The organism is Desertivirga xinjiangensis, from assembly GCF_024436435.1.
Lineage (GTDB): Bacteria > Bacteroidota > Bacteroidia > Sphingobacteriales > Sphingobacteriaceae > Desertivirga > Desertivirga xinjiangensis.
Genome location: NZ_JAFMZP010000003.1, coordinates 602,863 through 628,120 on the forward strand (window position 1 = coordinate 602,863; position 25,258 = coordinate 628,120).

Sequence of the window (25,258 nt, forward strand, 5' to 3'; positions counted from 1 at the left end):
AAGATTTTTTAAGTAAATTATTGATGGGGATTAATTCAACATTCCGGGCATTTTTTTCAGCAAATAATATAAACAAAAACCCCGTCCGGTTAACCAGACGGGGTTTTCGCTTATAATATCCGTTAATTATTGTGCGTTTTGACGGGCTTCTGCTTTAAGTTTATCATTAGCCACTATAACTATCTCAACACGACGGTTTTGAGCCTTGCCTGCTTCAGTAGAATTATCTGCAATTGGTTCAGTTTCTCCTTTTCCAACCGTTGATAGACGGTTGCTTGCGATACCCTGAGCAGCCGCATAAGATCTAACCGCGTTAGCACGACGCTCTGAAAGGCCATAGTTGAAATCATCTGAACCTACTGCATCAGTGTGACCAACGATCATGATGTTTGTTTCAGGATTATTTTTCATAGTGGCAGCCAGGTTCTGGATATTAGTTCTTGCATTGTCTTTCAGATCAGACTTGCCTGTATCAAACAAAATACCTGAGTCAAATTTCACAATTAGTCCTTCCCCGGCGTCAACTACTTCAGCGCCAGGTACAGTTTTTTTGATCTCTTCGGCCTGACGGTCCATTTTACGGCCAATGTAAGCTCCCGCTACACCACCAATGGCACCGCCAACAACCGCTCCTATCGCTGTATTTCCAGCTTTATTTCCGATAAGAGCTCCGATTGTACCACCGGCTGCAGAGCCGATCACAGCACCTTTTTGTGTACGGGTCATTTGACTGCAACCTGCTGTAAACATTGCCATTGTTGCCAAAGCTAAGAAGTAAGTAGCTATTTTAATTTTCATCGTTTTCATGATTTTAGTGTGTTTGTATTTGTTAATAATTCTTGCAAAATAAAGGATTATATCCTTAAAAAATTGAATGATTTAAAATTTAATGTATGTATGATCAATCCCGAATCATAAGGTTTAACTATATTATTTTTATTTAACACCATAATTGTGCCACATGTGTTTAGTTATAGGTTATTCTGTGTTTGTATTAAAAAGATGTTAAGTGTTAACATAAAATTAACATTAAAGACTATCTGTGTTAATATAGCCTTAATATCTTTGAAACGTTTAGTTAATGTACCCTTTAAAAGATATCAGAATTGATGGCCAAAGATCTCATCAAAACGCTTATTTTAATCCTTTGTTTTATTTTTCCCCTTGCTGCGTTTAGTCAGTCAATTTCACGGAAGGGAATAATTTTCAAAAAGGATTCTACTTTTTCTGCGAGGATAAATGCCAGGATACAAACGCTGTACCAGGGCGAATATTCTATAGGAGATAAGAGCTATGAAGATGGCATACAAGTGCGAAGGGCTCGTATCAAGATGGAGGGTTTTGCTTTAAGTGAGCAGTTTGAATACAAGATTGAATTAGCGCTAAGCAACTCAGATATGGCAAATTCTACAGTTGAAAATTCTAACAGTCCGAATTTGGTGCTTGATGCACTTACTAAATGGAATTTTGCACCGGGCTTCAGTTTGTGGTTTGGGCAGACAAAACTGCCGGGCAACAGGGAGCGGGTGATATCGTCACAAAAAATGCAGTTTGTAGACCGGAGCTTGCTAAATGCAAGGTATAATCTTGACCGGGATGTGGGAATGCAGTTGCATCACACTTTTAGCACGGGAAACATAACATTTAAGGAGATTGCTGCTTTGTCCATGGGTGAGGGAAGAAACATCACTACGGGCAATAAAGGTGGTTACGATTATACCGGTAGAGTTGAGGTGTATCCTTTAGGGGAGTTTAAGGACGACGGCGATTATTTTGGCTCTGATTTAAGCAGGGAAGAACGTCCAAAACTGGCTGTCGGATTAACGTATGATTTTAACGACCGGGCATCCCGGGAACGGGGGCAACTGGGAGATTTTCTTTCCGGGTCAAGGGATCTTAAGACATTCTTCGCGGATGCAATGTTCAAATACCGTGGCTTTTCTGTAATGACCGAGTTTGTCGACAGAGAAACCGATGGTTCGGCAGTGGTGGCCAGGAATGATGCGGGAGACATTAGTGAGGCCTTCTTTACAGGCACTGGGTTCAATTTGCAAGGGGGGTATCTGATTAAAAGCAATGTTGAGGTAGCTGGGCGGTACAGCTCTGTCAATGCGGATAATGAGATTCAGCAACCAGATGAAAAGCAGTGGACACTCGGATTTTCCAAGTACTTCGTCGATCATACATTAAAGATCCAGAGTGATGTTAGTCTTTTACGTGAAAATAGGCAGAACTCGGAGGTGATGTACAGATTCCAAGTTGAAATTGGTTTCTAGTTAACATTGATTTAATATTTAATTAACAGGGTAATAATAGTCAAACAAGTAATTTGTATCTTTTAAAATATAGCATGATGAGATTGTTTTTAACGAGCATTATAGTATTCATTCTGTCATCTTGTGGTGGCGGCAACAAGCAAAATCAAGGCACAGGATTAAGCGGAGAGGTAAAAATCGATGGATCGAGTACAGTTTACCCATTGTCAGAAGCCGTTGCTGAGGAATTTAGAAACGTCGAAAGTGAGATACGGGTAACTGTAGGTGAATCTGGAACAGGTGGCGGATTCAAAAAGTTCTCGCGCGGCGAAATCGATATCAACGACGCTTCCAGACCGATCAAAGGAGAGGAAATAGAGTTGTGTAAACAAGGAAATGTCGAGTTTATAGAGCTGCCGGTAGCATACGATGGACTTGCGGTAGTGGTTAATAAAGAAAATACTTTCGTAGACTACCTGACAGTTAAAGAGCTGAAAAAAATGTGGGAGCCTGCTGCGCAAGGTAAAATTAAAACCTGGAACCAGATCAGGGCAAGTTTCCCTAACGAGCCTATAAATCTTTACGGAGCAGGCACGGCATCAGGTACTTACGATTATTTTACAGAAGCAATTGTTGGGGAAGCAAAATCTTCAAGAGGCGACTACAATGCCAGCGAAGATGACAATGTTTTGGTAAAGGGTGTTTCTTCCGATCGAAATGCTATAGGCTATTTTGGTTTAGCTTACTATCAGAACAATGCTGACAAATTGAAATTAGTACCAATCAATGACGAGGATGACTCCAATGGAAAGGGGGCGATCTTACCCAGCCCAGAAACGGTAACCAACGGAACCTATCAGCCGCTCGCGAGGCCAGAGTTTATTTATGTAAACGCAAAATCTGCAGAAAAGCCCGAGGTAAAGGCTTTTGTTAAGTTTTATCTTGAAAATGCTCCTGTTCTTGCCAATGAAATTGGTTCTGTAGCTTTATCCCAGGAAGTTTACAACCTTGTGATCAAGAGGTTTGAATCAAAAAAGACGGGTACCGTGTTTGGAACAGGAAAGACCGTGGGTGTAAACATGGCCGATCTTTTAAAATAACAGCCGATTAATATTGAAACGCCCTTATTAAGGGTAGATAAAGGAAGCAATGGCAAAAGTTAAAGAGAAAGTGATAGAGGGTTTTCTGATCTTCTGTAGTCTCGTCACCGTATTTACCACCCTGGGCATTATTTTGGTACTGGCAACCGAGTCCGTCAGATTCTTCCAGGAAGTATCGATCGTTGAGTTTTTTACCGGTACAGAATGGACCCCGCTTTTTGCAAAAAAACGCTTCGGTATTTTGCCTCTTGTTTGTGGAACCCTGCTTACAACTCTGATTGCGATATGTGTTGCACTGCCATTGGGTTTGACCATAGCGATTTTCCTGAATGAATACGCTCATCCAAAATTTACTGCGATAGTGAAACCTGCCCTTGAAATTCTGGCGGCGGTTCCAACGGTGGTTTATGGGTTTTTTGCTTTGACCTTCGTTACACCGGTATTGCAAAGCTTTATTCCAAATTTATCTGGCTTTAACGCATTATCAGCCGGACTGGTGATGGGGGTGATGATCATTCCATATATCTCTTCTTTAAGTGAAGATGCTTTGCGTGCAGTACCAAAATCATTAAGGGAGGCCGCTTACGGCATGGGATCGACCAAGCTTCAAACTGCTTTCCGGGTAATGGTGCCGGCTGCATCTTCAGGAATCATTGTATCAATTATACTCGCAATTTCCAGGGCAGTCGGCGAGACGATGATTGTAGCTGTGGCAGCAGGGCAGGAGCCGAAGTTTACCTTTAATCCACTCTCTTCCATTGAAACCATCACTACCTATATTGTACAGGTAAGCATGGGGGATGTGCCTCGAAACTCTTTAGAGTATAGTACCATATTTTCAGCAGGGATGGCGCTCTTCATATTTACATTTATCTTAAATAATATCAGTTTCTACATTAAAAGGAAATTTCAGCAGAAGTATGAGTAGTTCACAAATAAATAAGCTAAAGGACCTGGCGTTCAAGATCTTCGCTATGATCTGTACTTCGGTAGGGCTAATTGTGTTGTTAGTACTGCTGTATGTGGTTTTCTCTGAAGGGCTGTCAAGGATCAGTGTAGATTTTCTGACTAACCTTCCTTCGAGGGTCCCTTCCCGGGCAGGTATTTATACTGCTTTGCTCGGAATGGTTTGGATACTGGTTTTAACTGTAGTGATTTCGTTTCCAATTGGTATGGCAGCAGGAATTTATCTCCAGGAATATGGGAGGAAGAACTTTTTAACTAATTTTATAGAAATCAACATATCAAATCTTGCGGGTGTACCTTCTATAATCTATGGGATTCTCGGGCTGGAATTATTCGGCCGGGTGTTTGGTTTCGGTAACAGTATACTGACAGGAAGTCTTACCTTATCATTACTTATCCTGCCCATGATTATTGTATCTACCCGCGAGGCGATTAAAGCAGTGCCCGGATCGCTCAGAGAAGCGAGTTACGGTCTTGGTGCAACCAAATGGCAAACGGTCTGGAACGTTGTTCTGCCATCTTCTTTTGGCGGCATAATGACCGGGTTAATATTGGCAATTTCACGTGCGATAGGTGAGACAGCGCCTTTAATTGTAATAGGAGCGCTCGTATATGTTCCTTTTGCACCAAGCAGTCCCATGGACGAGTTCACCGTTCTGCCGATTCAGATATTTAACTGGGTTACTCGTCCACAGGCGGGATTTGTAACGAATGCTGCCTCTGCAATTATCATACTGTTGACATTTACCTTCTTGATGAATGGCATTGCCGTTTGGATAAGGAATAGATTTAATAAAAGAACTAAGTTTTAAAAACAAATAAATGAAGCTGGAAGCAAGGAACGTAAATCTTTATTATGGAGAGAAACAAGCGTTAAGGGATATCAGTATCGGAATTAATGCAAATACTGTTACAGCTTTTATAGGACCATCTGGTTGCGGAAAGTCGACTTTTTTGCGGTGCTTTAACCGGATGAATGACCTGATCGATAATGTAAAGATAACCGGTGATATATTAATCGACGGTCGGAACGTTTATAAAAGTAAGATGGATGTTGATGAGCACCGTAAAAAAATTGGCATGGTGTTTCAAAAACCAAATCCCTTTCCGAAAAGTATATATGAGAATGTAATATATGGTTTAAGAATTGCCGGAGTTAAGGATAAGAATGTTTTGGATGAGGTAGCTGAACGTTCCTTGAAACAAGCCGCTTTGTGGGAAGAGGTTAAAGATGACCTGAAGAAGTCGGCCCTGTCTTTATCTGGCGGGCAGCAGCAGCGTTTATGTATCGCCAGGGCAATGGCAGTTGAGCCTTCAGTTATCTTAATGGATGAGCCGGCTTCGGCCCTTGACCCTATTTCCACTTCAAAGATCGAAGATCTGATCTATGAACTGAAAAGCCAGTACACCATTGTGATTGTTACCCATAATATGCAGCAGGCCGCCCGTATAAGTGATAAAACAGCTTTTTTTTATTTAGGAGAGCTTATTGAGTATAATGAGACAGCAACCATGTTTACAAATCCAACTAAGGAGCAAACTCAAAATTATATTACCGGGCGCTTTGGATAATTATTAATACCTAATAGAAAGATATGACTCATTTAGAAGAAGAGTTACACCACCTGCACGAAGAGATGGTCGAGATGGGAAATCTCGTCAAAATGCAAATAGAAAAGAGTTTAACAGCTCTTATTGAGGAAGATGTCGATCTGGCCCGTGAAGTTATTTTTAATGAAAAAAGGGTCAATGCATATGAATTGTCTATAGACAAAGATTGTGAAAATATTCTTGCACTGCTTAATCCATTCGCTTCAGACATGCGGTTTGTATTTGCTACGCTTAAAATCAATACCAACTTTGAACGCATCGGAGACAGCGCCGAAGGAATTGCCAAATACATACTACAATCAGGTAAGTGTTTTGACAAGGAGCTGCTGAACGATTGCCATTTTTTCGAAATGGCTGACACTGTCAAACAAATGTTGCATGCCGTTACATCCTCCTATGCAGATAATAATGCAAAGTTGGCACGAACGGTATTTAAACAGGACATTATTCTGGATGAGATCAATAAATCTTCAACCGATAATATTGCCTTGTATATTAATAAGCGTCCCGAAAACATTTATCAGGCTCTTTATCTGCTAACCATAATCCGTAAACTTGAACGCGTTGGCGATCATATTACCAATATCGCTGAAGAGATCATCTTCCACATTGAAGCTAAGGTTTTGAAGCATATCAAAAGTGCAGCGAAAGAGGAAGAAGATTTGAATGAATGATCTGATCTAAAATGACTTTGTTTTCTTCATTTTTTGATAGTCATCTAATGACCTTGGGACAGTATACGGGAAATTAAAAGGGAATTTACAGGAGCCTGGCTCAAGTTTCTTTTTGTTGGAGTCAGTCAGTGTGTAGACCGAGTCGAGCATCCGGAAGTTTGTGTCGTAGAACAGCGTGAGGTTTTCCAAAGCCGCACCCCTTGTACACTCGCTCTTGAAAAAGTTATTTTGACGCTGAAAAGCAAACAGCCTTCCATTTTCGTCAAAATAATGCCTGTAAGCGATGAACCAATCATCTTTTGGGCTAAATGGAAGTTCGGCAATATAAACCACCTTGCCGTCTTTATTCTTTAACACGTTATAACTTGCCTCTATTTGTTTCGGGTAACGCTCTCCTCTTTTCACCTGTGTCAGCTCTGATTTGCCGGGAGTTTTCACATAGAGTACCAGCGAACTGTCCGACAACAAGCTATCAATCTGGTACTTTTCGTGCTTTAATCTGACTGCTTCGGCGTTGTTTCTATTTTTATTGGCGCACGCTGATGCGAAAAGTAAAGCTGTAAAGAGGAAGATCAGTGAATTATTCATTAGAGATAGTTTCTTTAGCATTAGCTTGCGCCCCTGGTTCTTGCTGCTTTATCCATCTTATTCTGTATCGTTTTTCCAGGCCTGGTTTTAATTGATCCTTTAATTCCTCCGGTGCCGAAATGACCTTCGGATCGCCATCGCTTACAAAACGTGTGTTATGCTTTATCTGGCTTTTCATAAATGTCTCAGGATTTTCAGTATGTTCTCCTGCCTGTACTCGTTGTATCGCCAGAGGGTTGAATTTAACTGAATATGGAGATACAGAGGATACGGATCCTACCAATAGAACAGCTTCATGGCGGTATTTGATTCCTTCAAATTCGCCCTGCGATTCAAGCAGGCGATTCTTTGCGTGAGCTCCAAGTGGCAAGGCCAGGGTTTTTGCTTCATATCCGGGAATAAACTCGCGTATTTCCTTGACGAACATCGCCAGGTGCTTCTGCACTTCCTGATCACTTAGCTTTGATAACATGGAGTGGTACCAGTTATGACTGCCAATTTCATAACCATTTTTAATGAGCCATTCGAGCTTTTGTTTTTTATACTCGGGTTGAGCGAATAAGCGCAAAGTGGGGTTGATCGCTGGAAGGACATAGAAGCTTGCAGTGATAGGGAAATCTTTATGCTTCCTTTTAAAGTCTTCCATGATTCCCAATGCACAATTTGGGTCAATAATCAGTCCGCCATTCTTTTCGATATATCTGAACTGGCCGGCACTGGAATCGTCCAAAGTGATGGCGAAGGGCGTTTTGCCAGCGGGAACGTTCAGGTTTCCTTTTGCGATGTCCATCACAGACACAGGGTAAAAGCCATTGTCGTAAAGCATCTGAAGGTCTTTCCTGAAATTTTCAGGGGTTCTTCTCCATCTGTCTTCAGGATAACCGATAAGGTGGTATTCGAGGACCATTACTTTTCCTAACTCATTGGGTACAAAATCAAGGGGGGGCTGCTCGATATTTGTTGCCCTAGGGTCGGCTGTTGCCGAATCGGCAACTGAGCTGTCCTGAGCATTTTCATTGTGCTGATTTACAGCATTCCGGGAGCATGATGTCGCCAGACATACAGAGAAAAGTAATGCGAAAAGAAGTGTTTGGAAGTTCATTTTTGACATTTAGTTCGCTAAAATACGAAATGCAACCATACTCTGGTATTCAGTTCCCTCGGGAGTCCTGGAAGGGGAGGTCCTTGAGAAACTTCAGCAATCAGAAGAGATGAACTAATTTACGATAAGTTTATATCCCTTGCCATGAACGTTGATGATTTCAACTTTAGGATCGTCCCGAAGATATTTACGCAGCTTGCTCAGAAAAACATCCATACTACGGCCATTGAAATAATTGTCGTCGTTCCAGATACTTATAAGGGCTTCTTCACGAGTAAGGACGTTGTTTTTTTTCAGACATAGCAGTCTGAGTAGTTCCGCTTCCTTAGTGGAGACCTTTTGCTGTAGATCATCCTTTTTTATTAGTTGCGCTGTGTAATCAAAAAGGTAATCTCCTATTTCAAACTTATCGAGTGTTTCTGTTTCCGGGGTTTTCTCCTGCTTGTTAACCCGCTTAAGCAACGCATTGATCCTCAATAACAGTTCCTCGATACGGAAGGGTTTGGTAATATAATCATCTCCACCCAGAGTAAATGCCTCTGACTTGTCTTCGATCATTGTTTTGGCTGTGGCAAAAATTATCGGAATAACAGGATTGATTTTCCGAATCTCTCTTCCTAATGTAAATCCGTCTTTTTTGGGCATCATCACATCAAGAATGCACAGATCAAATTTTTCCCTTGAAAATTGCCTCGCTCCCTCTTCTCCATCCCGGGCCAGCACTACTTCATATTTCCCTTTAAGCTGCAGGTAGTCCTGTAATAGAATACCAAGGTTTGGATCGTCTTCAACTAACAAAATTCTTTGCCCTTTTGCAGCTGCTGATATAGGTTCGCCTGACATAATTATCTAAGTATGGGTGGAGAAAATAATTTCAAATTCAGAGCCCTTATCTTTCTCGCTCTTTACACGGATATTTCCATGATGTTGCTTTACAATATTATCTACATAGCTTAAGCCTAGCCCAAAGCCTTTTACATCATGGAGGTTGCCGGTTGGAATACGATAAAACTGCTCAAATATTTTAGACAACTGATCCTTATTCATTCCAATACCATTATCCTGAACCTTTATGATCAGATTTTTGCCGCTGTTTAACGTGCTGATTTTAATTTCAGGATTTTCTTTGCTGTATTTCAAGGCGTTATCAATAAGATTGAAGATAATATTGCTTAGATGCAATTCATCTCCATTAACTACCGAATAAGATGCATTCAAATCAAGCGTTAAACTTGCGCTTTTCTTTTGAAATTGTAGGGTCATGCTATCGGCGATAGCGCCGATGAGATCATTCATTTCCACCGGCTTAAATTCCAGCTTTAAATCGCCCTGATCAATTTTAGCGATATTGAGAACTCGTTCTATGTGGCTGCCCAGCCTGACATTCTCATCATAAATGATACTGGCTAGCCGGTTGATTCGTTGGCTGTCATCGGCTACTTCAGGATCTTTAAGAGCCTCACTGGCGATCATAATAGTAGCCACAGGAGTTTTGAACTCATGTGTCATATTATTAATGAAATCGTTTTTTATTTCCGATAGCTTCTTTTGTCTGAAAATGATGTAGATAGTATAGCTGAAACAACCAATAAGGATGATCAATAATCCGGCAGATGATATTAAAACCGAATACATGTTTTGAAACATGTAAGCATTTTTTGTCGGAAAATCCACCGTCAGTGTGCCCGACTGATTAACGACCTCTTTAGGAAACAGGGCAATCTGATAGCTGTCTTCTGATAACAACACGCCTTCTTTTGACGATACTTGCGAGAAGATCACCGAGTCGGAGTTCGCTAATGATATTTTAAAGTTGTAAGGCAAGTTGATGCCGTGATTCTCCAGTTCTGTTTTAAGCAAGGTGTCGACGGGACTTATCCGCTGTAATAAAGGGATATCAAAATGTTCGTATTCATTGGCAATATCAACGAATATGTCGGTTCTGGGGTTTACTGTCTTCACCGAATCAAAGAAGGTCTTGATCTTATGGACTTCTCTTCTTTTTTGTTCATGAAGAAAGGCAAGTTTTTCTGCTTCCTGTTGTCTCTGCTCTTCCTCCAGTTCTTTTTTAAGCCGGGGGTTTATACGGGGAAGCGATACTACCCTCATTCCTGTATTTGGATCTTCAACGAGGTAGTGCACGCTATCCTTAACAATTTTGCTGGCTTTTTTTGTTTTCGTAGCAGTTGGGCCGCCTTCTACGTACAGCTCGTGGATCTCATCCTGGAATACCTGTCCGTAAGTATCAACGGATTGACGCAGTTTCACTTGAAGTCGTACCTTATTTAACTGGTTTGGATCACGGAAATAGGTTTCATAAAAGTCGTTATCAATGGTCATGATACGTGGGTACCGGGTCCTTATCGCACTATCGCGAGCCTTGAAATCCTGTTCAATCTTTTCCCTGATATCTTTGATACGTTCAGAAAAACGCTCATCTCTTGCCCTGGCCTCATGTCGTTCTCTTTCTATTTCCTGTCTTCTTTTTAATCTTTCTTCTGCAACAGCTTTACGATTTACAAAGCGCTTAGCATCCTGTTTCAATAGTTTATTGGCAACTTCACTAAGGGAGCTATTTATTGAAAGGTCGAATAACTGTGCTTTTTGATTATATGATTCCCGAATAAAATAATATTGCATTGCCATAACCCCGAAGAGGGCCAAGCTCATTAAACCAATGATCAGGCTAATACTTTTTTTCTTCATCTTTTACAAAAATACGTAAGCATCTGCCTCTCAGTTTCGTTTTAACAAATTTTAACAGAAATGCCGGGGTTTCCTGCTTTACAATAATAACGTCTGATGTGAAATAATAATGCCCCCATCCGTTCAGGAAAGGGGCATTATTTTAGTTTAATGTTGGAAGTTATAACTTTAAAAAGGAAGATCATCATCCTGAGGAGCAGAGCTGATGTCCATCGGAGGAGCGTACTCTGGCTGTGAACTTTGTGCTGCCTGAGCACCTAATACATTGAGCCGCCACACTACTAATGTGTTGAAGTAAGCAGTTTTGCCATTGCGGTCAGTCCATGGACGGCCACGAAGGTTGAAAAATACTTCCACCTGGTCTCCCACTTTAACAGAGTCAAATAAATTTACCTTATCCTGTAAAGCTTCAAATTTTATGTATTCAGGGTATTGAGGATTTTCTGCGTACTCAATTACTAATTCTCTTTTTTTAAAAGTTTCGGTTACATTCATAACCGGAGATACTTCATGAACTTTTCCTTTAATATCCATTGTTAAATTATTTCTTATAAAATCAAAACCAAATCTGGCAATTTTAATTGATTAACTTCGCACAATATTATGCAAGTTTTCAACACTAACAGTCGTATTATAGTAACGTGTAATAAGCGTTTATCGCCTTACCTGGTGAAAGAAATTGAAGGATTAGGATTTAGTATTAAACGCAGCTTCAGTACAGGTGTAGAGCTTGAGGGAACAGTAAACGATTGTATCTCACTGAATTTGAACCTGAGATGCGCTAGTCAGGTTTTATACTCCCTGCAAACATTTCAGGCACCAACTCCGCAGCACTTATATAATGAGCTGGTGCAAATTGCATGGGAAGAATATATAGATGTGACAGGTTACTTTTCGGTGACCTCTGTGGTTAACAACGAGCACATTACTACTCCGCTGTTCGCCAACGTCAAGGTTAAAGATGCCATCGTAGATCGCATTAAAGAAAAAAAAGGCGTGCGTCCAGATTCAGGACCTGAGTTTAATAAGGCGGTAGTAAACCTTTACTGGCAAGGGAGTAATGCAGAAGTTTTTTTAGATACCTCCGGTGAAACGCTGTCAAAGCATGGGTATCGTAAGATCCCGGGTAAAGCGCCTATGCTAGAGGCTTTAGCAGCATCCACTATCATGGCGAGTAAATGGGATCAGAAAAGCACCTTTATTAACCCCATGTGCGGATCCGGTACGCTGGCCATCGAGGCTGCCTTGCTCGCGATGGACAAAAGCCCTGGTTTTTTCCGCATGAATTATGGGTTTATGCATATTATTGGTTATGATGAACAGGTGTTCTTTGTTGAACGCAGGAAGCTTAAAGATAAGGCCAAAAAACAAATCGATTTCAGGATCATTGCAAGCGATCTCTCTGCTGATGCGGTTGACGTGGCTCAGAGAAACGCGAAAACTGCTGGTGTTGATCAGTTAATAGAATTCCATGTTTGCGATTTTGCTGAAACTCCAGTTCCGGAAGATTCTAAAGGAGTTGTGATGTTTAATCCTGAATACGGTGAACGCCTGGGTGTACATTCAAAACTTGAAGCTACTTATAAGCGTATCGGCGATTTTATGAAGCAAAATTGCAAAGGCTACAGCGGTTACATATTTACAGGGAATCCGGATCTAGCCAAAAAGATCGGTCTGAAAGCCTCCCGAAGAATAGAATTTTATAATGGAAAACTTGACTGCAGGCTGCTGGAATATGATCTTTATGACGGTACCCGGAGAGAGGAGAAGATGCCGGAGCCATATAGTTTCTAATAATATTAATTCAACTATTTCGTTACCAAAGTTTTGTGTATTTTTGCACTGTATGATGATTTATTTCCCTAATACACCAGTTAACGGGAAATCACTTTTGCCGGGATTTATTTAAGGACAGGTCGTTAAAGATCTTATGATAAAACCCTGTGCACTCTTGCTAGGATCTTGTTTAAACTCGCGGTAAGTGGGAGGGATTAGGTGTAGCAGGCTAAATGAGTTTAAATTTTTGTCCAGATAAATACAGTGAAATTAATTCTATTTAACCTTATTTTCGGTCTTGCCGTTCTTGAAGTTTCAGTTGATGTAGTGAACAAGGTGATCAATACTCAGTATGAAATCATTCATAAAGATAATATCAGGAGACTCTTATATAATATTGGGATCCCGGTAGAGATCCTTATGTTCATTATCAACATTGCTGTCTTTCAGAAGACTGGAAAGGTACTCTTTTAGTTGTAGCAGCAAGTTTGACCGTTGTTTCGCAGATAAAAGTTAAGCGTTCGTCTAAACTTTCCTTTAAATAAAAGAGATTGAATTACATTTGTCGCAATGAGTAAAATGCGGCAAGTTTTTCTGCACGCCATCATCTGGCTGGCTTTATTGCTCTTTTTCGTGTATATAGGCAGCAGAAGTAGTTCGCTGCACGAGGCTATTGTTATTTTCGTATATTTTGGGGCATTTAATATTGCCCTTTTCTACATTAATTACCTGTATGTATTACCGCGTTTCCTCAATTCGCGCAAATACACTGCCTGTGCTGTAGTCATTGTTGCGCTAATACTGCTATCTGGCTTACTCAAATTTGGTCTGGCCAGTTCCTTCAAAAATGTCATATTAGTAAGCGGCGCTGATCAGGCAATGATCGGATTTTGGGATTATTACCTGGCATCTATATTTACCAGTGCATTTTTTGTATTTATAAGTACCGCCTATAAATTCACTACCGACTGGTTTGTAAATGAAAAAGTTAAGAAGAATTTGGAAAAGGAGAAGCTTGAAGCAGAGCTTGCTTTCTTAAAATCTCAGATCAATCCTCATTTCCTGTTCAATTCTTTGAACAATATTTATTCACTCGCTTACCAGCGTTCGGAGAAAACGCCGGAGGCGGTACTCAAGCTTTCCGAAATAATGCGATATATGCTGCAGGAGAGCAATGGTTCGAGAGTAGACCTGTCAAAGGAGCTCAGATATCTCAATAACTACATTGAACTGCAGAAACTAAGGTTCAAGAACAAAGCATTTGTCGATCTGACCATTTTCGGTGAGCCGAAAGGACATCAGATTGCTCCCTTGATCTTGATTGCATTTGTTGAAAATGCTTTCAAACATGGGCTGGCTTCAGACCCGGAACATCCCATAGCAATCTCTGTTTTGATTGAGTCGCATCGATTAAAGTTTAAGGTATTTAATAAGAAAAGTCTGATGAATAAGGATGAAGCCAGTGGTATTGGACTTAATAACGTAAAACGCCGGCTTGAACTCCTTTATTCAGGTAAGTATAATCTGGAAATTTTTGACAACGATTCAACTTATTCAAGTGAATTATCTTTAGATTTATAAAATGATACGCTGCCTTATTGTTGATGATGAACCGCTGGCGCTTGATATTCTGGTTGACTATATTGATAAGGTGCCGGCTTTACACTTAGTGAAAGCAACTACCAGCGCATTTGAAGCGCTTTCTATTGTGCAGACAGAGCAAATTGATCTTATCTTTCTTGACGTGCAGATGCCGGAGTTAACGGGCATCCAATTTTTAAAGGTGCTGAATGGAAAGTGCCGGGTAATACTTACAACTGCATATTCGCAATATGCTCTCGACGGATATGAACTGGATATATCAGATTATTTACTAAAACCAATTGCTTTTGACCGTTTTTACAAAGCGGTATCAAAAGTGCAAAACCAGTATCAACCCAATGTTCAGCAGGTGGCAGCGGAGAAACCACAGAGCCTATCGCCCGACTTTATTTTTGTAAAAACGGAGCACAGGATCCAGAAAATCTTTATCGACGACGTTCTTTACATTGAGGGTTTGAAGGACTACATATCTATCTTTACGCCTACTGAGCGTGTAATCACCTTGCAAAACATGAAAAAGATGGAGGAAGCACTTCCAGCAGGCAGGTTTGCGCGCGTTCACAAGTCATATATTGTGGCTATTGATAAGATTGAAAGCATAGAGCGCAGCCGTATCCAGATCAGCGACAAAATTATCCCTATTGGCGATACCTACCGGGAGAATTTTTATAAGCAAATAGAGGATAAAAATATATAAGCTTTATTAGTGGTATTCTCAAAGTTTGCGCCCGGTTTGATAGCTGGTGTTCTGAAATTCTTCTCATCAAAAAAAACTTAAGATTCTAATACAAGCCTGATCTGCGATTGTGAGTCTGATAATACCTCTTCTATATTTTTTCCCTTAGGTTCAATTGGCTCAAGCACTGTAATTTTTATGTGCTCGCCAAAGCTTAGAGGGTATTTTCCATATCGTACCACTTTCCATGAGTTCTCAATAGCGATGGGAACCACAAGGGCTTCAGGCGCTTTTTTTAATAAGGTAGCAACACCTCCGGTATTAAAAGGTTTTAACACACCGGTGCTGGAGCGAGTACCTTCAGGAAAAATAACAGCCGACCATGTATTATCTTTCATTCTTTGGCCAAATCTAAGAAGCTCTGTAATCGATTGTTTTGGATCTTTCCTATCGATGTTTGCTCCGCCGCCATGAAGAAGGTTAAAAGAGACACTCGGAATTCCCTTAGTCAGTTCGATCTTAGAAATAAATTTAGCGTGATATTTCCTTAAGAACCAGATCAGGGGAGGTATGTCAAACATACTCTGATGGTTGGCGACGAAAATTATTGACCGGTTCAGAGGTAAATCGTATGCGTTTCTATAGGAAACTCGTACCCCAGCGGCATAAAATGAACTGACGAGGAAAAAGTTTAAAATATCCACACATTTCTTATGCGCTGAATATCCGCCGGCTTTTAGGCAGATCCATTGCAGCGGATGGAAGATGATAAGAAAGAGAAGATATAGGAGGTAATGAAAAGGGCTGAAGATATATCCTAAAAACTTATTCATGTGCTTATGCTTTCGATCGCGTACTTGTGTTTACTGGTCAAATTAAGCATTTTCCAGAAGCCATAGTTTGACCCTTAAAATAGCAGCGACGCTTAAAGAATCTGTAATTTTTCCGGAGAGCACCATCTGATAGGCTTCTTCGAAAGGTAAACGCCTTAATTGCAATTCTTCGGTTTCTTCAGGTTCCGCTTCTCCCTGCTTCAAGCCACGAGCCAGGTAGATATACCCGAATTCATCACATACCGAATTGGAGAGATGGAAAGGCTGTAGTTCGGTCCATTCTGTAGCAGTCAGCCCGGTTTCTTCCAGCAATTCACGTTTGGCAGATTCTAGAGGTTCAATGCCAAATGGGCCACCGCCTTCCGGAATCTCCCAGGTATATTGATCTAAGGTGTACCGGTACTGACCTACCAGCCAGGTATGCATCTCATCGTCAAGGGGCAGAATACCTAATGCATAATTCTTGAAATGTACTTTTCCATAAATTCCTCTGCCTCCGGATGGATTTATTACCTGGTGTTCCGTTACATTAATCCAGGGATTATCATATATCTCTTTCGATGATAATGTAGTCCAGGGGTTTCTGTTTTCGTCTATCATGTTACAAAGTAAATAAAACTAAGAGAACTGCAGGAACTGTTTTCTTTTTTGATCAGCACTTCTCCTTTTTAAAAGAATATACGAGCCCTTAACAAATTCCGCTTAAAAAAGCAATATTTTTCCTTGAAAATCCGTTTCTTTGTAAATTGTTTTGAAATACAAGAGCCGTGATTGATACCTCAGATATTAAGATTAAACGGACAAGCAATTCCCGTTTGCAAGAAACAGATTTTAGTGATCTGCCGTTCGGGAAGATCTTTTCCGACCATATGTTTATTGCCGACTATGAAGACGGCGAATGGAAGAATTTTCAAATTGTACCCTATGGCGACCTGACTTTTAGCCCGGCAATCTCAGCGTTGCATTATGGTCAGGCCTTTTTTGAAGGATTAAAAGCTTATAAGCAGGAAAACGGCGATGTAGTGATGTTTCGCCCTTATAAGAATGCTGAGCGATTTAATAAATCGGCAGAAAGGATGTGTATGCCTTCACTTCCCGAAGACCTGTTTGTGCAGAGTATAGCAGCTTTGGTAGAGGTAGATAAAGATTGGATTCCGACAGCGCCTCAAACCTCCTTGTATATTCGTCCTTTTATGTTTGCCACTGACGAGTACCTGGGTGTACAGCCATCTACAACATATAAGTTTATGGTGCTAGCTTGTCCGGTTGGCGCCTATTTTTCCAAACCCTTAAAAGTGAAGATCGAAACAAAATATTCGCGTTCAAGTGAAGGAGGTTTCGGGTTTGCTAAGGCTGCCGGTAATTACGCAGGATCTTTATATCCCGCACAGCAGGCTTTAAAAGAAGGTTTTGATCAGATTATCTGGACCGATGGGCGAGATCATTCCTATATCGAAGAACTTGGTGCTGCAAACGTAATGTTTATCATCGATGGAAAGTTGGTGACTCCTTCCACAAGAGACACCATTCTTAAAGGCATCACACGTGACACCATTTTAACCCTGGCTAATAAGTGGGGAATACCTGTCGACGAACGTCGTGTGTCTGTAGCTGAAATCCTTGAAGGCTTGAAAAATGGACAGGTTGCTGAAGCTTTTGGCGTTGGAACTGCGGCAACGATTACTTCAATTGCATCGATTGGATACGAGGGAGAATTATATGAGTTGCCTGACCCTGCAACTGCAGGCTTTTCAAGCAGAGCTTTAAAAACCTTGAACGAAATTCGTTACGGTCAGGCCCCGGACGAGTTTGAGTGGAACTATAAGATAGATTAATCAAAGGAAAGGACTTCACAGGGATATTGAAGTCCTTTTTGTCTATTTCTTTAGATTTCTCCGCCTTCTTTCCTTTCTTGATTCTCTCCTTTTGTCACGGTATGGGCTTTCCTGGCTGTTGCCCTGGAACTGTTCCTTCAGATTGCGCTCACGTTCAGGCGTAAGTCCTATCGTCTCCCGTAACCCCGAAAATAAACTTTGCCATATGGTACCAAGAAAAGTAACTGAATCGGGGCGATAGTAGCTGATGTTACCCAGTCTGAGAGCCTCGCCTGTGGAGGGATTATCTTCTTTTATAAGAAGGTTATTCGCGACAATCGATTTGAGCATCTGTTTGCGAAGCACTTTCTGGGAATCAATCTTTAACAAACCGATGCTCAGGTTTTCATAGCCCATGGTTAACCTTCCGGATGATTTGCGATAGTTCCCCTTTACATAGAATTTTGCACTGCTGATCCTTCCTGCATTTATTCTCAACATGGCCAATGGCCTGCTTAGCTGGTTGAAGTTTCTTGCATTCATTTCCGAGAGCTGACCTGAATATTTATATTCAGAAAAAGGTGATCTAAGGTCGAAGTTTATTGCAAAGTCTAATCTAGATTTCCCAAAGAGCATAGCAGAAAAGCTTCCTTTAAGCCAATTGTTTTCATTGATTGTAATTGTATCGTTGGTGAAGTTTGAAAGCTTGGCATTAATGCCATTAAAGAATATCCTCCCCGTACGTGCGGTAACAGGACTGTATTCATGATAATGCAGTGAGGAATTCTGAATATTGACGGTGTCGATCAGAGTGTTTAACCTGATTCTTTTCAAAGCGAGCTGTGGAAAGTTAATGCCCCTGTCAAATTTTGGAGCCTCTTTCCGTTTATCAAGGAAGATTTTCATGTCCGCCTTAAGCAAACGTAAACTGGAGGCTCTAAGCTGGCGTTTATCGATAAGCCGTTTGATGTCGATGTTGCTAAGAATCGCTTCATGCAGGATCAGATTGTACATGGCCTTTCTCGCAGGCAGACGTTTTGAAAATTCCAGGTCGGCATATCGGGGTATCACTTGTAATCCCTTTACCTGTGCATATCGTCTTGATGAAGAGATCTGCAGGTCGTCAAACAAGACGCTGTACATCTTGTCCCTGCTCAAAAATTCGTGTTTCCTGATCTGTACAAATACTTCCTTCGTGAAATAGAACCGCGACTTGTCGTGTTGGCTAAGCGAATCAATTAAAAGATCATCAATTCTGACAGAAAGATTTTTCACACCATCAATTTCCGGCTTTCCAAGGCTCCTGTCGTTATATTGGAAATCGACATTATCCAGTAATATTTCCTGAATTTTAATGGATTTCAAATATTTTGAGAGGCGCTGCCAGGCTGTTCGCTTATCTAAGGGTTCATTACTGTCGTCGCGTGGATTCTGATAAGTAACCCGGACGACCGGATTGTCAATATGAAGGGTTCTTACATCCAGGTTCCGTTGAAAATATACTTTAAAAGGATGTATTCGTTTTAATGATAGTCTTTTAACCGCTACTGAATAAAGATGGGTAGGGTGAGTTCCCTTGCTTCTCATTTGACGATAAACTTTGTCGTTTGCAACGAAACGGATATTATCCAGGTGCACAGTACCTGCAAAGGGGTTTAAGTGTATGTCTGAAAAGCTTATTGTATACAGGCCATCTGTAGCTGTCATTATCGCTTCTTTTAAACGGGAAGCAACCAATGGTTCTATTTTGCGAGAATAATGCATCAGTCCTAAGAACACAGTAAACAGACTTAGCAATGAAGTACTGAGTATGATTTTGGATCTGAGGGATATTTTCTTTGCTTTTTTTGCAATCATTCAACCCGAAAATACAATACCATATGATAATCGCATAATAATTAAATAAAAACCTGCCAGACTATGGCTTAGAATCCAGATGAAAGGCCAGAGCAGTTTCTCCGCCGCCTTAACATAAATCAATTCACAAAAAATGAGTAAAATACATCAGCTGACAACATGTCATTTTTATGAAAATGTTCGTACTTTTGAGGTCCAATTTCTAAAAGATGTTTAATTCACATATAGGCGAGAAAGAGCACAATGAGGCGAGACAGGGAGAAGCATTGATGCTTGAGAATCCTTCTGATAAGAATAACGGGCGTAAGTTGTTCATTGAGAGTTATGGTTGTGCAATGAACTTTTCGGATAGTGAGATCGTAGCCTCAATCATGATGGATATGGGGTTTGAAACCACCGCTGACTTTAAAGAGGCTGATGTGATTTTTATAAATACCTGTTCGATTCGGGAAAATGCAGAACAGCGTGTCCGAAACAGGCTGAAAGAGTTTAAGGGGGTAAAATCAAAGAACCCCGGTCTTGTAGTAGGAGTTTTGGGCTGTATGGCTGAAAGGTTAAAAGCTAAATTCCTTGAAGAGGAGAAGCTTGTTGATGTGGTTGTTGGCCCGGATGCCTATCGCGACCTGCCCAACCTGATCGACCTGGTTGACGAGGGGAATAAAGCCGTAAATGTTCTTCTGTCACGTGAGGAGACTTATGCAGATATCAATCCTGTAAGGTTAAACACTAACGGCATAAGTGCCTTTATTTCGATAATGCGTGGCTGTGATAACATGTGCTCATTTTGCGTAGTTCCTTTTACCCGGGGCAGAGAAAGAAGCCGCGATGCACATTCTATTGTGCAGGAAGCCAGTGATCTGTTTAACCAGGGTTATAGAGAGGTAACGTTATTGGGTCAAAATGTTGACTCCTATAAGTGGGAGGGGGGAGTGAATTTCGCTCAGCTGCTTGAAATGGTAGCTTTGGTAAGTCCGGCTCTTAGAGTGCGGTTTTCGACTTCTCACCCTAAAGATATTACAGATGAGGTGCTTCACACTATGGCCAGGCATGAGAATATCTGCAATTATATCCATTTGCCCGTACAGTCTGGTAATTCGAGAGTTCTTGAACTAATGAACCGCACCTATGATCGGGAATGGTACATTAACAGGATCGATGCAATTCGTAATATCATACCGGGTTGTGCTATATCTACAGACGTGATCACTGGATTCTGTACTGAAACTGAAGAGGAGCATCTCGAGACCTTGAGTATGATGGATTATGTGCAATACGACTTTGCATATATGTTTAAATACTCCGAGCGCCCGGGCACCCTTGCTGCTAAACGTTATGCAGATGATATTCCTGAAGAAGTTAAAAGCCGCAGGCTTACGGAGATTGTGGACCGGCAGCAGCAACATTCGCACATCAGGATGCTCGAGCAGATCGGCAAAGTACAGAAGGTGCTTATTGACGGTTTTTCAAAAAAATCAAAGAATGACTATGCTGGTCGTAACGATCAGAATGCAACTGTGATCTTCCCGGTTGATGAGAGGTACAAGCCTGGTCAGTACGTTAACGTTCTGGCTGAGAGATGTACAACAGCTACGCTTATTGGAAAAATAGTTGATTGAGAGGTTAATGTGGTTTGACATTTTATTGGGGTAACAAAAAAGGCTGCCCTGATTCTAACTCTTAATTTAAAAACACAACATGGATATCCAGGATATAAAAAATCGTTTTGGTATTATAGGAAATTCCCCTCTTTTGAACCGAGCTATTGATGTTGCAAGGCAAGTGGCTCCTACCGATATCTCGGTGTTGATCACCGGGGAGAGTGGAAGTGGCAAGGAAGTGTTCTCTCATATAATACATACACTGAGTGCCCGTAAGCACGGACCTTTTATTGCGGTCAATTGTGGGGCCATACCAGATGGAACCATTGATTCTGAGTTATTTGGTCATGAAAAAGGTTCCTTTACCGGAGCTCATGAAGCGCGGAAAGGATACTTTGAAGTAGTAAATGGCGGAACTATTTTTCTGGATGAGGTTGCTGAGCTCCCTTTAGGAACGCAGGCCCGCCTTTTGAGGGTGCTTGAGTCGGGCGAATACTTGCGTGTAGGTTCCTCAAAGGTTCAGAAAACGGATGTAAGGGTAATAGCAGCAACAAATGTTGATGTTTACGACGCTGTGAAAAATGGCAAGTTCAGGGAAGATCTCTATTACAGGCTTAATACGGTGCCGCTTAAGATACCTCCCTTGCGCGAACGCAAGGAAGATGTTCATCTGTTGTTTCGGAAATTTATAGCCGATTTTACAAATAAATATCGCAGTCCTTCTGTGCAGCTAGATGCGGATGCACAGCATGTGCTTATGAACTACAGCTGGCCGGGTAATGTACGGCAGCTAAAAAATATTGCTGAGCAGATTGCGGTTTTAGAAAAAGAACGGAATCTTAGTGCTCACCACCTTCAGGCCTATATTCCGCAAGAAACAAATCCGGGTAATTTACCCATGCGTATCAATCAGGATAAGAAAGAGGATTTTTCTGAACGAGATATTCTTTATAAGGTTCTCTTCGATATGAAGCGGGACATGCTGGAATTAAAAAAACTTGTTGCTGAAATAATTAAAAGTGGTGGCAGTACAGCAGCACTTTCCAATCCTAACCTTGTTCAGCAACTTTATCAGGATGCCGATCCGTATGCTGATGATCCTGCTCCACAGCCAAATACGCTTACAATCCACCACCCCGACCACTCGCCCAAAACCGACTACGATTTTTCACATCATGCAGAGGAAGTAGAGGAGTCTTTGTCGTTAATAGACAAAGAGTCGGATCTTATAAAAAAAGCATTGAAAAAACACAAAGGAAAGCGTAAACTGGCGGCGCAGGAATTGGGGATCTCCGAACGTACTTTATATCGTAAAATAAAAGAATTAAACCTGAGTTAGTACTGTATGATAAAGATATCAAAGAAGTTTTTTTGGGTTATTTTACCCCTCACTCTATTTTGTCAGTCATGTTGGTTATATAGTTTCTCGGGGGCCTCTATACCGGCAAATATGAAAACGGTAAATGTGGTGTTTTTTGAAAATAATGCACCTATAGTAATTCCTAACCTTAGCCAGCAGTTTACCGAAGCTTTAAAGAACCGGATCAGGAACCAGTCATCTTTGAACGTTGTAAGGAACGAAGGAGATGCTATATTTGAGGGCCGTATTACAGATTATAATTTCAAGCCCGTGGCGATCACTGCCAATGAAAGTGCAGAACGTACAAGGCTTACAATTACTGTAAGTGTTAAATACACCAATAACCTGGTTCCTGAAATGAGCTTTGAACAATCTTTTTCGCGATTCAGAGAGTTTGCGGGCAGTAACATAGCCTCTCAGGAGCAATCTTTAATTCAGGAAATCAACAGAGAACTTACAGAAGATATTTTTAACAGGGCTTTTGCCAACTGGTAATTTACTTCTTCAAACAATAAAGCAGTGGTCGAACCAGGAATAATAAATGAAAGGGAGTTTGTAAGGCTCCTCTCTAATCAGGAAAGCTATTCGCAAGATGATTTACAGACATTAGAGCGTTTGCTTGAACGATATCCCTTTTGTCAGGCTTTTCACTACGCCTACTCTTCGGCTCTGAAGCAGCTAAACTCCGAAAAATTCGGAAGCTATCTGCCAAAAGCTGCTGTATATAGTCCCTCCAGGGATATTCTTTTTCGATATATAGAGCACCCAGAGATTGTCAGGCAGATGCTTTACGAGAGGAAGAATGAAGATGTTGAAATAGAGGTTGATATCCAGACTGATATGTCTGTTGAATGGAAGCTTTTAGAAGTGGAAGAAGAGGAAGTATTTGAAGAAATATCTGAGATGCCTTCCGTTGAGCACAAAGACGTTGCTGAAGGGGCAAGTCTCAACTTCACTGATGAAATCGAAACAGTTATTCCTGAGTTTGAATCACCCGGTTTTAATCCCCCGGAGCATGTTGTGCTTGAGGATCAAAAGGAAAAATTTTCCCTACCTGAACCGGACGATACTGTTAAAGGGGAAACTCCGGAAGAAAGGCTTATCGTTGAAAGTGTTGCGGCAACAGACTATTTCATCTTTGACAAATCAGCAGTTGATCCTTTGCAGACAGAGCATAAAGAAGAGCCTGTTTCATTCAAACTGCTGCAGCATGCACATGAAAACGAAGAACTATCAAAGTACCATGACGAAACGCTGCCTTTCACGTTTTTATGGTGGCTTCATAAAACCCGCAAGCTACACGATGTTAACTATCAGCCCTATGCTGTCAGTAAGCCATATTTCAGGCCGGTAGTGCCCGAAGAAGCTGATTTAAACCAGCAGATAATTGAAAACATATTTCACCATCAGCCTGAACTAAATACATTTCCGGAGGTTTTGGCAGAAGGTTTGGGCACAGGTTCTTCCATCAAAAAAAAGGAAGATGACTTAATAGAACGCTTTATTAAAGAAGAACCTCAAATCAAACCTCCTTTGGCTAATATGCTGGATACAGAGAACAAGGCCCGGAAGAGTTCAGAAGATAATCTTGACCTTGTGTCAGAAACTCTGGCTAAAATTTACATCGATCAGATGCTTTATCATAAGGCTGTTGATACCTACAAAAAATTAAGTTTGAAATTTCCGGAAAAAAGAACTTACTTTGCCGCTCAAATTTCAGATTTAGAAAAGAGAATCAATTAATTAAAGAAGATAATATGTTTTACTTCCTTGTCATCGTAGCCATCGTTATTTGTGTGCTGTTAGCGCTACTTATTTTAATTCAGGAACCGAAGGGTGGCGGTCTTACTTCAGGATTTGCAGGTTCTAATAATATCATGGGTGTACAACGTACAGGTGATTTTTTGGAAAAGGGAACGTGGGTATTAATTATATCATTAATGGTAGTTGTATTATTAATCAACGTTGCGGTTCCAAAAGGAGGTGTGGCAGGATCAGGAGAAGATCTTCAGAACCAGATCAACAAGCCTGTTCCTTCAGCAGCGCCTATAAGTCCAGCATTGCCAAAAGCAACGGATACTACTAAGAAATAAGTTATTATACCTTATAAACCTAAAGGCTTCCAAACATGGAAGCCTTTTTTCGTTTGATTTAATTTTTATTACTGCTGGCCCATGCGTGCCTCTTGCTAGCCCTGTTCAAAGTAAATCCCTGACACTACACTGACAGGCTGACATTTCAGTGTTAAAGCTTTGTTAAAAGGAAGATAGCAATAATGAAAATTTGACAAGTTTTGCAGCAAAATATGCCTGACTCTGGCTTTGGCATAAAAAGTGACTATGAGGGACAGAAACAAATTACATATTAAACTATGGCATTAAATATTAAACCTATCGCAGACAGAGTAGTAGTTGAAGCTGCTCCTGCAGAAGAAAAAACAGCATCAGGAATCTATATCCCGGACACAGCTAAAGAAAAACCTCAGAGAGGTACCGTAGTGGCAGTTGGTGATGGAAAAAAAGATGAGCCTTTAACTGTTAAAGTAGGTGACGAGGTTTTATATGGTAAATATGCAGGTACAGAAATTACCTATGAAGGTAAGGAGTACTTAATTATGCGGGAATCTGATATCTACGCTGTTCTTTAGACAATATCAGACCGACAAAGAAAGTATCTGCGTCGAAAATAGAAGCAGGAATTATTAAGAAAAAAAGAAACGAGCGGGAATGGCTGACCATAG

General features: G+C 40.9%; 26 protein-coding genes. 17 read left to right on the forward strand and 9 right to left on the reverse strand.

Going from position 1 to position 25,258, the window contains the following annotated elements; genetic code table 11:
* Positions 1-126: 126 nt before the first annotated feature.
* Positions 127-807, reverse strand: a complete 681-nt coding sequence (locus tag J3P37_RS10765; protein WP_256011116.1) for a YiaD family glycine zipper/OmpA-like lipoprotein — start codon at positions 805-807, stop codon at positions 127-129.
* Between the two features lie 302 nt (positions 808-1,109).
* Here J3P37_RS10765 and J3P37_RS10770 point away from each other — a divergent pair, with 302 nt between their 5' ends.
* The 6 genes from J3P37_RS10770 (at position 1,110) to phoU (ending at position 6,606) form a co-directional block, all read left to right on the forward strand.
* Positions 1,110-2,276 carry a porin gene (locus J3P37_RS10770; protein ID WP_256011117.1) on the forward strand — a complete coding sequence of 389 codons (1,167 nt, stop codon included), beginning with the start codon at positions 1,110-1,112 and terminating at the stop codon, positions 2,274-2,276.
* A gap of 74 nt (positions 2,277-2,350) precedes the next feature.
* Positions 2,351-3,355 (forward strand): PstS family phosphate ABC transporter substrate-binding protein, encoded by a 1,005-nt coding sequence (locus J3P37_RS10775; protein ID WP_256011118.1) that lies wholly within the window; start codon positions 2,351-2,353, stop codon positions 3,353-3,355.
* Between the two features lie 49 nt (positions 3,356-3,404).
* Positions 3,405-4,283 (forward strand): phosphate ABC transporter permease subunit PstC, encoded by an 879-nt coding sequence (gene pstC / locus J3P37_RS10780; RefSeq protein WP_256011119.1) that lies wholly within the window; start codon positions 3,405-3,407, stop codon positions 4,281-4,283.
* On the forward strand, positions 4,276-5,133 hold the full coding sequence (gene pstA / locus J3P37_RS10785) for a phosphate ABC transporter permease PstA (protein ID WP_256011120.1): 858 nt from the start codon (positions 4,276-4,278) through the stop codon (positions 5,131-5,133). The genes pstC and pstA overlap by 8 nt, the downstream gene beginning before the upstream one ends.
* 10 nt (positions 5,134-5,143) lie before the next feature.
* Positions 5,144-5,893: a phosphate ABC transporter ATP-binding protein PstB gene (gene pstB / locus J3P37_RS10790; protein ID WP_256011121.1), complete on the forward strand. Its 750-nt coding sequence runs from the start codon at positions 5,144-5,146 to the stop codon at positions 5,891-5,893.
* Between the two features lie 23 nt (positions 5,894-5,916).
* On the forward strand, positions 5,917-6,606 hold the full coding sequence (phoU, locus tag J3P37_RS10795; RefSeq protein ID WP_256011123.1) for a phosphate signaling complex protein PhoU: 690 nt from the start codon (positions 5,917-5,919) through the stop codon (positions 6,604-6,606).
* Positions 6,607-6,612: 6 nt separating this feature from the next.
* Here the strand turns inward: phoU and J3P37_RS10800 are convergent, their stop codons facing one another.
* The 5 genes from J3P37_RS10800 to J3P37_RS10820 all read right to left on the reverse strand — a co-directional run bounded on the left by J3P37_RS10800 (position 6,613) and on the right by J3P37_RS10820 (position 11,536).
* Positions 6,613-7,194 carry a hypothetical protein gene (locus J3P37_RS10800; RefSeq protein WP_256011124.1) on the reverse strand — a complete coding sequence of 194 codons (582 nt, stop codon included), beginning with the start codon at positions 7,192-7,194 and terminating at the stop codon, positions 6,613-6,615.
* Positions 7,187-8,296 (reverse strand): polysaccharide deacetylase family protein, encoded by a 1,110-nt coding sequence (locus J3P37_RS10805; RefSeq protein ID WP_256011125.1) that lies wholly within the window; start codon positions 8,294-8,296, stop codon positions 7,187-7,189. Before J3P37_RS10805 ends, J3P37_RS10800 begins: the two co-directional genes overlap by 8 nt.
* A gap of 114 nt (positions 8,297-8,410) precedes the next feature.
* Positions 8,411-9,139, reverse strand: coding sequence for a response regulator transcription factor (locus J3P37_RS10810; protein ID WP_256011126.1), 729 nt, complete (start codon positions 9,137-9,139; stop codon positions 8,411-8,413).
* Positions 9,140-9,145: 6 nt separating this feature from the next.
* Positions 9,146-11,002 carry a sensor histidine kinase gene (locus J3P37_RS10815; RefSeq protein WP_256011127.1) on the reverse strand — a complete coding sequence of 619 codons (1,857 nt, stop codon included), beginning with the start codon at positions 11,000-11,002 and terminating at the stop codon, positions 9,146-9,148.
* A gap of 168 nt (positions 11,003-11,170) precedes the next feature.
* Positions 11,171-11,536, reverse strand: coding sequence for a DUF3127 domain-containing protein (locus J3P37_RS10820; protein WP_256011128.1), 366 nt, complete (start codon positions 11,534-11,536; stop codon positions 11,171-11,173).
* A gap of 69 nt (positions 11,537-11,605) precedes the next feature.
* On the opposite strand from J3P37_RS10820, the gene J3P37_RS10825 reads away from it, so the two are divergent.
* The 4 genes from J3P37_RS10825 to J3P37_RS10840 all read left to right on the forward strand — a co-directional run bounded on the left by J3P37_RS10825 (position 11,606) and on the right by J3P37_RS10840 (position 15,077).
* Entirely contained in the window at positions 11,606-12,796 is a 1,191-nt protein-coding gene (locus tag J3P37_RS10825) for a THUMP domain-containing class I SAM-dependent RNA methyltransferase (RefSeq protein WP_256011129.1), read from the forward strand.
* A gap of 246 nt (positions 12,797-13,042) precedes the next feature.
* Positions 13,043-13,252, forward strand: a complete 210-nt coding sequence (locus J3P37_RS10830; protein ID WP_256011130.1) for a hypothetical protein — start codon at positions 13,043-13,045, stop codon at positions 13,250-13,252.
* 96 nt (positions 13,253-13,348) lie between these two features.
* Positions 13,349-14,359, forward strand: coding sequence for a sensor histidine kinase (locus J3P37_RS10835; RefSeq protein ID WP_256011131.1), 1,011 nt, complete (start codon positions 13,349-13,351; stop codon positions 14,357-14,359).
* 1 nt (position 14,360) lies between these two features.
* Positions 14,361-15,077: a LytR/AlgR family response regulator transcription factor gene (locus tag J3P37_RS10840; RefSeq protein WP_256011132.1), complete on the forward strand. Its 717-nt coding sequence runs from the start codon at positions 14,361-14,363 to the stop codon at positions 15,075-15,077.
* A 77-nt stretch (positions 15,078-15,154) separates the two neighbouring features.
* On the opposite strand, the gene J3P37_RS10845 is transcribed toward J3P37_RS10840, so the two are convergent.
* The gene (locus J3P37_RS10845) at positions 15,155-15,889 is read right to left on the reverse strand and encodes a lysophospholipid acyltransferase family protein (RefSeq protein WP_256011133.1); all 735 of its coding nucleotides are present in this window, start codon (positions 15,887-15,889) and stop codon (positions 15,155-15,157) included.
* A 42-nt stretch (positions 15,890-15,931) separates the two neighbouring features.
* On the reverse strand, positions 15,932-16,489 hold the full coding sequence (locus J3P37_RS10850) for an NUDIX domain-containing protein (RefSeq protein ID WP_256011134.1): 558 nt from the start codon (positions 16,487-16,489) through the stop codon (positions 15,932-15,934).
* Between the two features lie 167 nt (positions 16,490-16,656).
* Between J3P37_RS10850 and J3P37_RS10855 the strand changes: the two genes are divergently transcribed.
* A complete protein-coding gene (locus J3P37_RS10855; protein WP_256011135.1) occupies positions 16,657-17,724 on the forward strand; it encodes a branched-chain amino acid aminotransferase in 1,068 nt (355 codons plus the stop codon).
* A 42-nt stretch (positions 17,725-17,766) separates the two neighbouring features.
* Here J3P37_RS10855 and J3P37_RS10860 read toward each other — a convergent pair whose 3' ends face one another.
* Positions 17,767-19,410, reverse strand: coding sequence for a hypothetical protein (locus tag J3P37_RS10860; RefSeq protein ID WP_256011136.1), 1,644 nt, complete (start codon positions 19,408-19,410; stop codon positions 17,767-17,769).
* 359 nt (positions 19,411-19,769) lie between these two features.
* On the opposite strand from J3P37_RS10860, the gene miaB reads away from it, so the two are divergent.
* The 6 genes from miaB (at position 19,770) to J3P37_RS10890 (ending at position 25,165) form a co-directional block, all read left to right on the forward strand.
* Positions 19,770-21,176, forward strand: coding sequence for a tRNA (N6-isopentenyl adenosine(37)-C2)-methylthiotransferase MiaB (miaB, locus tag J3P37_RS10865; protein ID WP_256011137.1), 1,407 nt, complete (start codon positions 19,770-19,772; stop codon positions 21,174-21,176).
* 79 nt (positions 21,177-21,255) lie between these two features.
* Positions 21,256-22,497, forward strand: coding sequence for a sigma-54 interaction domain-containing protein (locus tag J3P37_RS10870; protein ID WP_256011138.1), 1,242 nt, complete (start codon positions 21,256-21,258; stop codon positions 22,495-22,497).
* 111 nt (positions 22,498-22,608) lie between these two features.
* A complete protein-coding gene (locus J3P37_RS10875; protein ID WP_369414067.1) occupies positions 22,609-23,013 on the forward strand; it encodes an LptE family protein in 405 nt (134 codons plus the stop codon).
* 24 nt (positions 23,014-23,037) lie between these two features.
* Entirely contained in the window at positions 23,038-24,261 is a 1,224-nt protein-coding gene (locus tag J3P37_RS10880; protein ID WP_256011140.1) for a DUF8458 domain-containing protein, read from the forward strand.
* A gap of 14 nt (positions 24,262-24,275) precedes the next feature.
* A complete protein-coding gene (gene secG, locus J3P37_RS10885) occupies positions 24,276-24,611 on the forward strand; it encodes a preprotein translocase subunit SecG (protein WP_256011141.1) in 336 nt (111 codons plus the stop codon).
* A 278-nt stretch (positions 24,612-24,889) separates the two neighbouring features.
* Positions 24,890-25,165, forward strand: coding sequence for a co-chaperone GroES (locus tag J3P37_RS10890; RefSeq protein WP_109418203.1), 276 nt, complete (start codon positions 24,890-24,892; stop codon positions 25,163-25,165).
* Positions 25,166-25,258 lie beyond the last annotated feature (93 nt).

Excerpts from the sequence above, each read along its gene's own strand:
- J3P37_RS10765 (WP_256011116.1), bottom strand. The coding sequence starts at position 807 with ATGAAAACGATGAAAATTAAAATAGCTACTTACTTCTTAGCTTTGGCA.
- J3P37_RS10770 (WP_256011117.1), top strand. The coding sequence starts at position 1,110 with ATGGCCAAAGATCTCATCAAAACGCTTATTTTAATCCTTTGTTTTATT.
- J3P37_RS10775 (WP_256011118.1), top strand. The coding sequence starts at position 2,351 with ATGATGAGATTGTTTTTAACGAGCATTATAGTATTCATTCTGTCATCT.
- pstC (WP_256011119.1), top strand. The coding sequence starts at position 3,405 with ATGGCAAAAGTTAAAGAGAAAGTGATAGAGGGTTTTCTGATCTTCTGT.
- pstA (WP_256011120.1), top strand. The coding sequence starts at position 4,276 with ATGAGTAGTTCACAAATAAATAAGCTAAAGGACCTGGCGTTCAAGATC.
- pstB (WP_256011121.1), top strand. The coding sequence starts at position 5,144 with ATGAAGCTGGAAGCAAGGAACGTAAATCTTTATTATGGAGAGAAACAA.
- phoU (WP_256011123.1), top strand. The coding sequence starts at position 5,917 with ATGACTCATTTAGAAGAAGAGTTACACCACCTGCACGAAGAGATGGTC.
- J3P37_RS10800 (WP_256011124.1), bottom strand. The coding sequence starts at position 7,194 with ATGAATAATTCACTGATCTTCCTCTTTACAGCTTTACTTTTCGCATCA.
- J3P37_RS10805 (WP_256011125.1), bottom strand. The coding sequence starts at position 8,296 with ATGAACTTCCAAACACTTCTTTTCGCATTACTTTTCTCTGTATGTCTG.
- J3P37_RS10810 (WP_256011126.1), bottom strand. The coding sequence starts at position 9,139 with ATGTCAGGCGAACCTATATCAGCAGCTGCAAAAGGGCAAAGAATTTTG.
- J3P37_RS10815 (WP_256011127.1), bottom strand. The coding sequence starts at position 11,002 with ATGAAGAAAAAAAGTATTAGCCTGATCATTGGTTTAATGAGCTTGGCC.
- J3P37_RS10820 (WP_256011128.1), bottom strand. The coding sequence starts at position 11,536 with ATGGATATTAAAGGAAAAGTTCATGAAGTATCTCCGGTTATGAATGTA.
- J3P37_RS10825 (WP_256011129.1), top strand. The coding sequence starts at position 11,606 with ATGCAAGTTTTCAACACTAACAGTCGTATTATAGTAACGTGTAATAAG.
- J3P37_RS10835 (WP_256011131.1), top strand. The coding sequence starts at position 13,349 with ATGAGTAAAATGCGGCAAGTTTTTCTGCACGCCATCATCTGGCTGGCT.
- J3P37_RS10840 (WP_256011132.1), top strand. The coding sequence starts at position 14,361 with ATGATACGCTGCCTTATTGTTGATGATGAACCGCTGGCGCTTGATATT.
- J3P37_RS10845 (WP_256011133.1), bottom strand. The coding sequence starts at position 15,889 with ATGAATAAGTTTTTAGGATATATCTTCAGCCCTTTTCATTACCTCCTA.
- J3P37_RS10850 (WP_256011134.1), bottom strand. The coding sequence starts at position 16,489 with ATGATAGACGAAAACAGAAACCCCTGGACTACATTATCATCGAAAGAG.
- J3P37_RS10860 (WP_256011136.1), bottom strand. The coding sequence starts at position 19,410 with ATGACAGCTACAGATGGCCTGTATACAATAAGCTTTTCAGACATACAC.
- miaB (WP_256011137.1), top strand. The coding sequence starts at position 19,770 with ATGTTTAATTCACATATAGGCGAGAAAGAGCACAATGAGGCGAGACAG.
- J3P37_RS10870 (WP_256011138.1), top strand. The coding sequence starts at position 21,256 with ATGGATATCCAGGATATAAAAAATCGTTTTGGTATTATAGGAAATTCC.
- J3P37_RS10875 (WP_369414067.1), top strand. The coding sequence starts at position 22,609 with ATGAAAACGGTAAATGTGGTGTTTTTTGAAAATAATGCACCTATAGTA.
- secG (WP_256011141.1), top strand. The coding sequence starts at position 24,276 with ATGTTTTACTTCCTTGTCATCGTAGCCATCGTTATTTGTGTGCTGTTA.
- J3P37_RS10890 (WP_109418203.1), top strand. The coding sequence starts at position 24,890 with ATGGCATTAAATATTAAACCTATCGCAGACAGAGTAGTAGTTGAAGCT.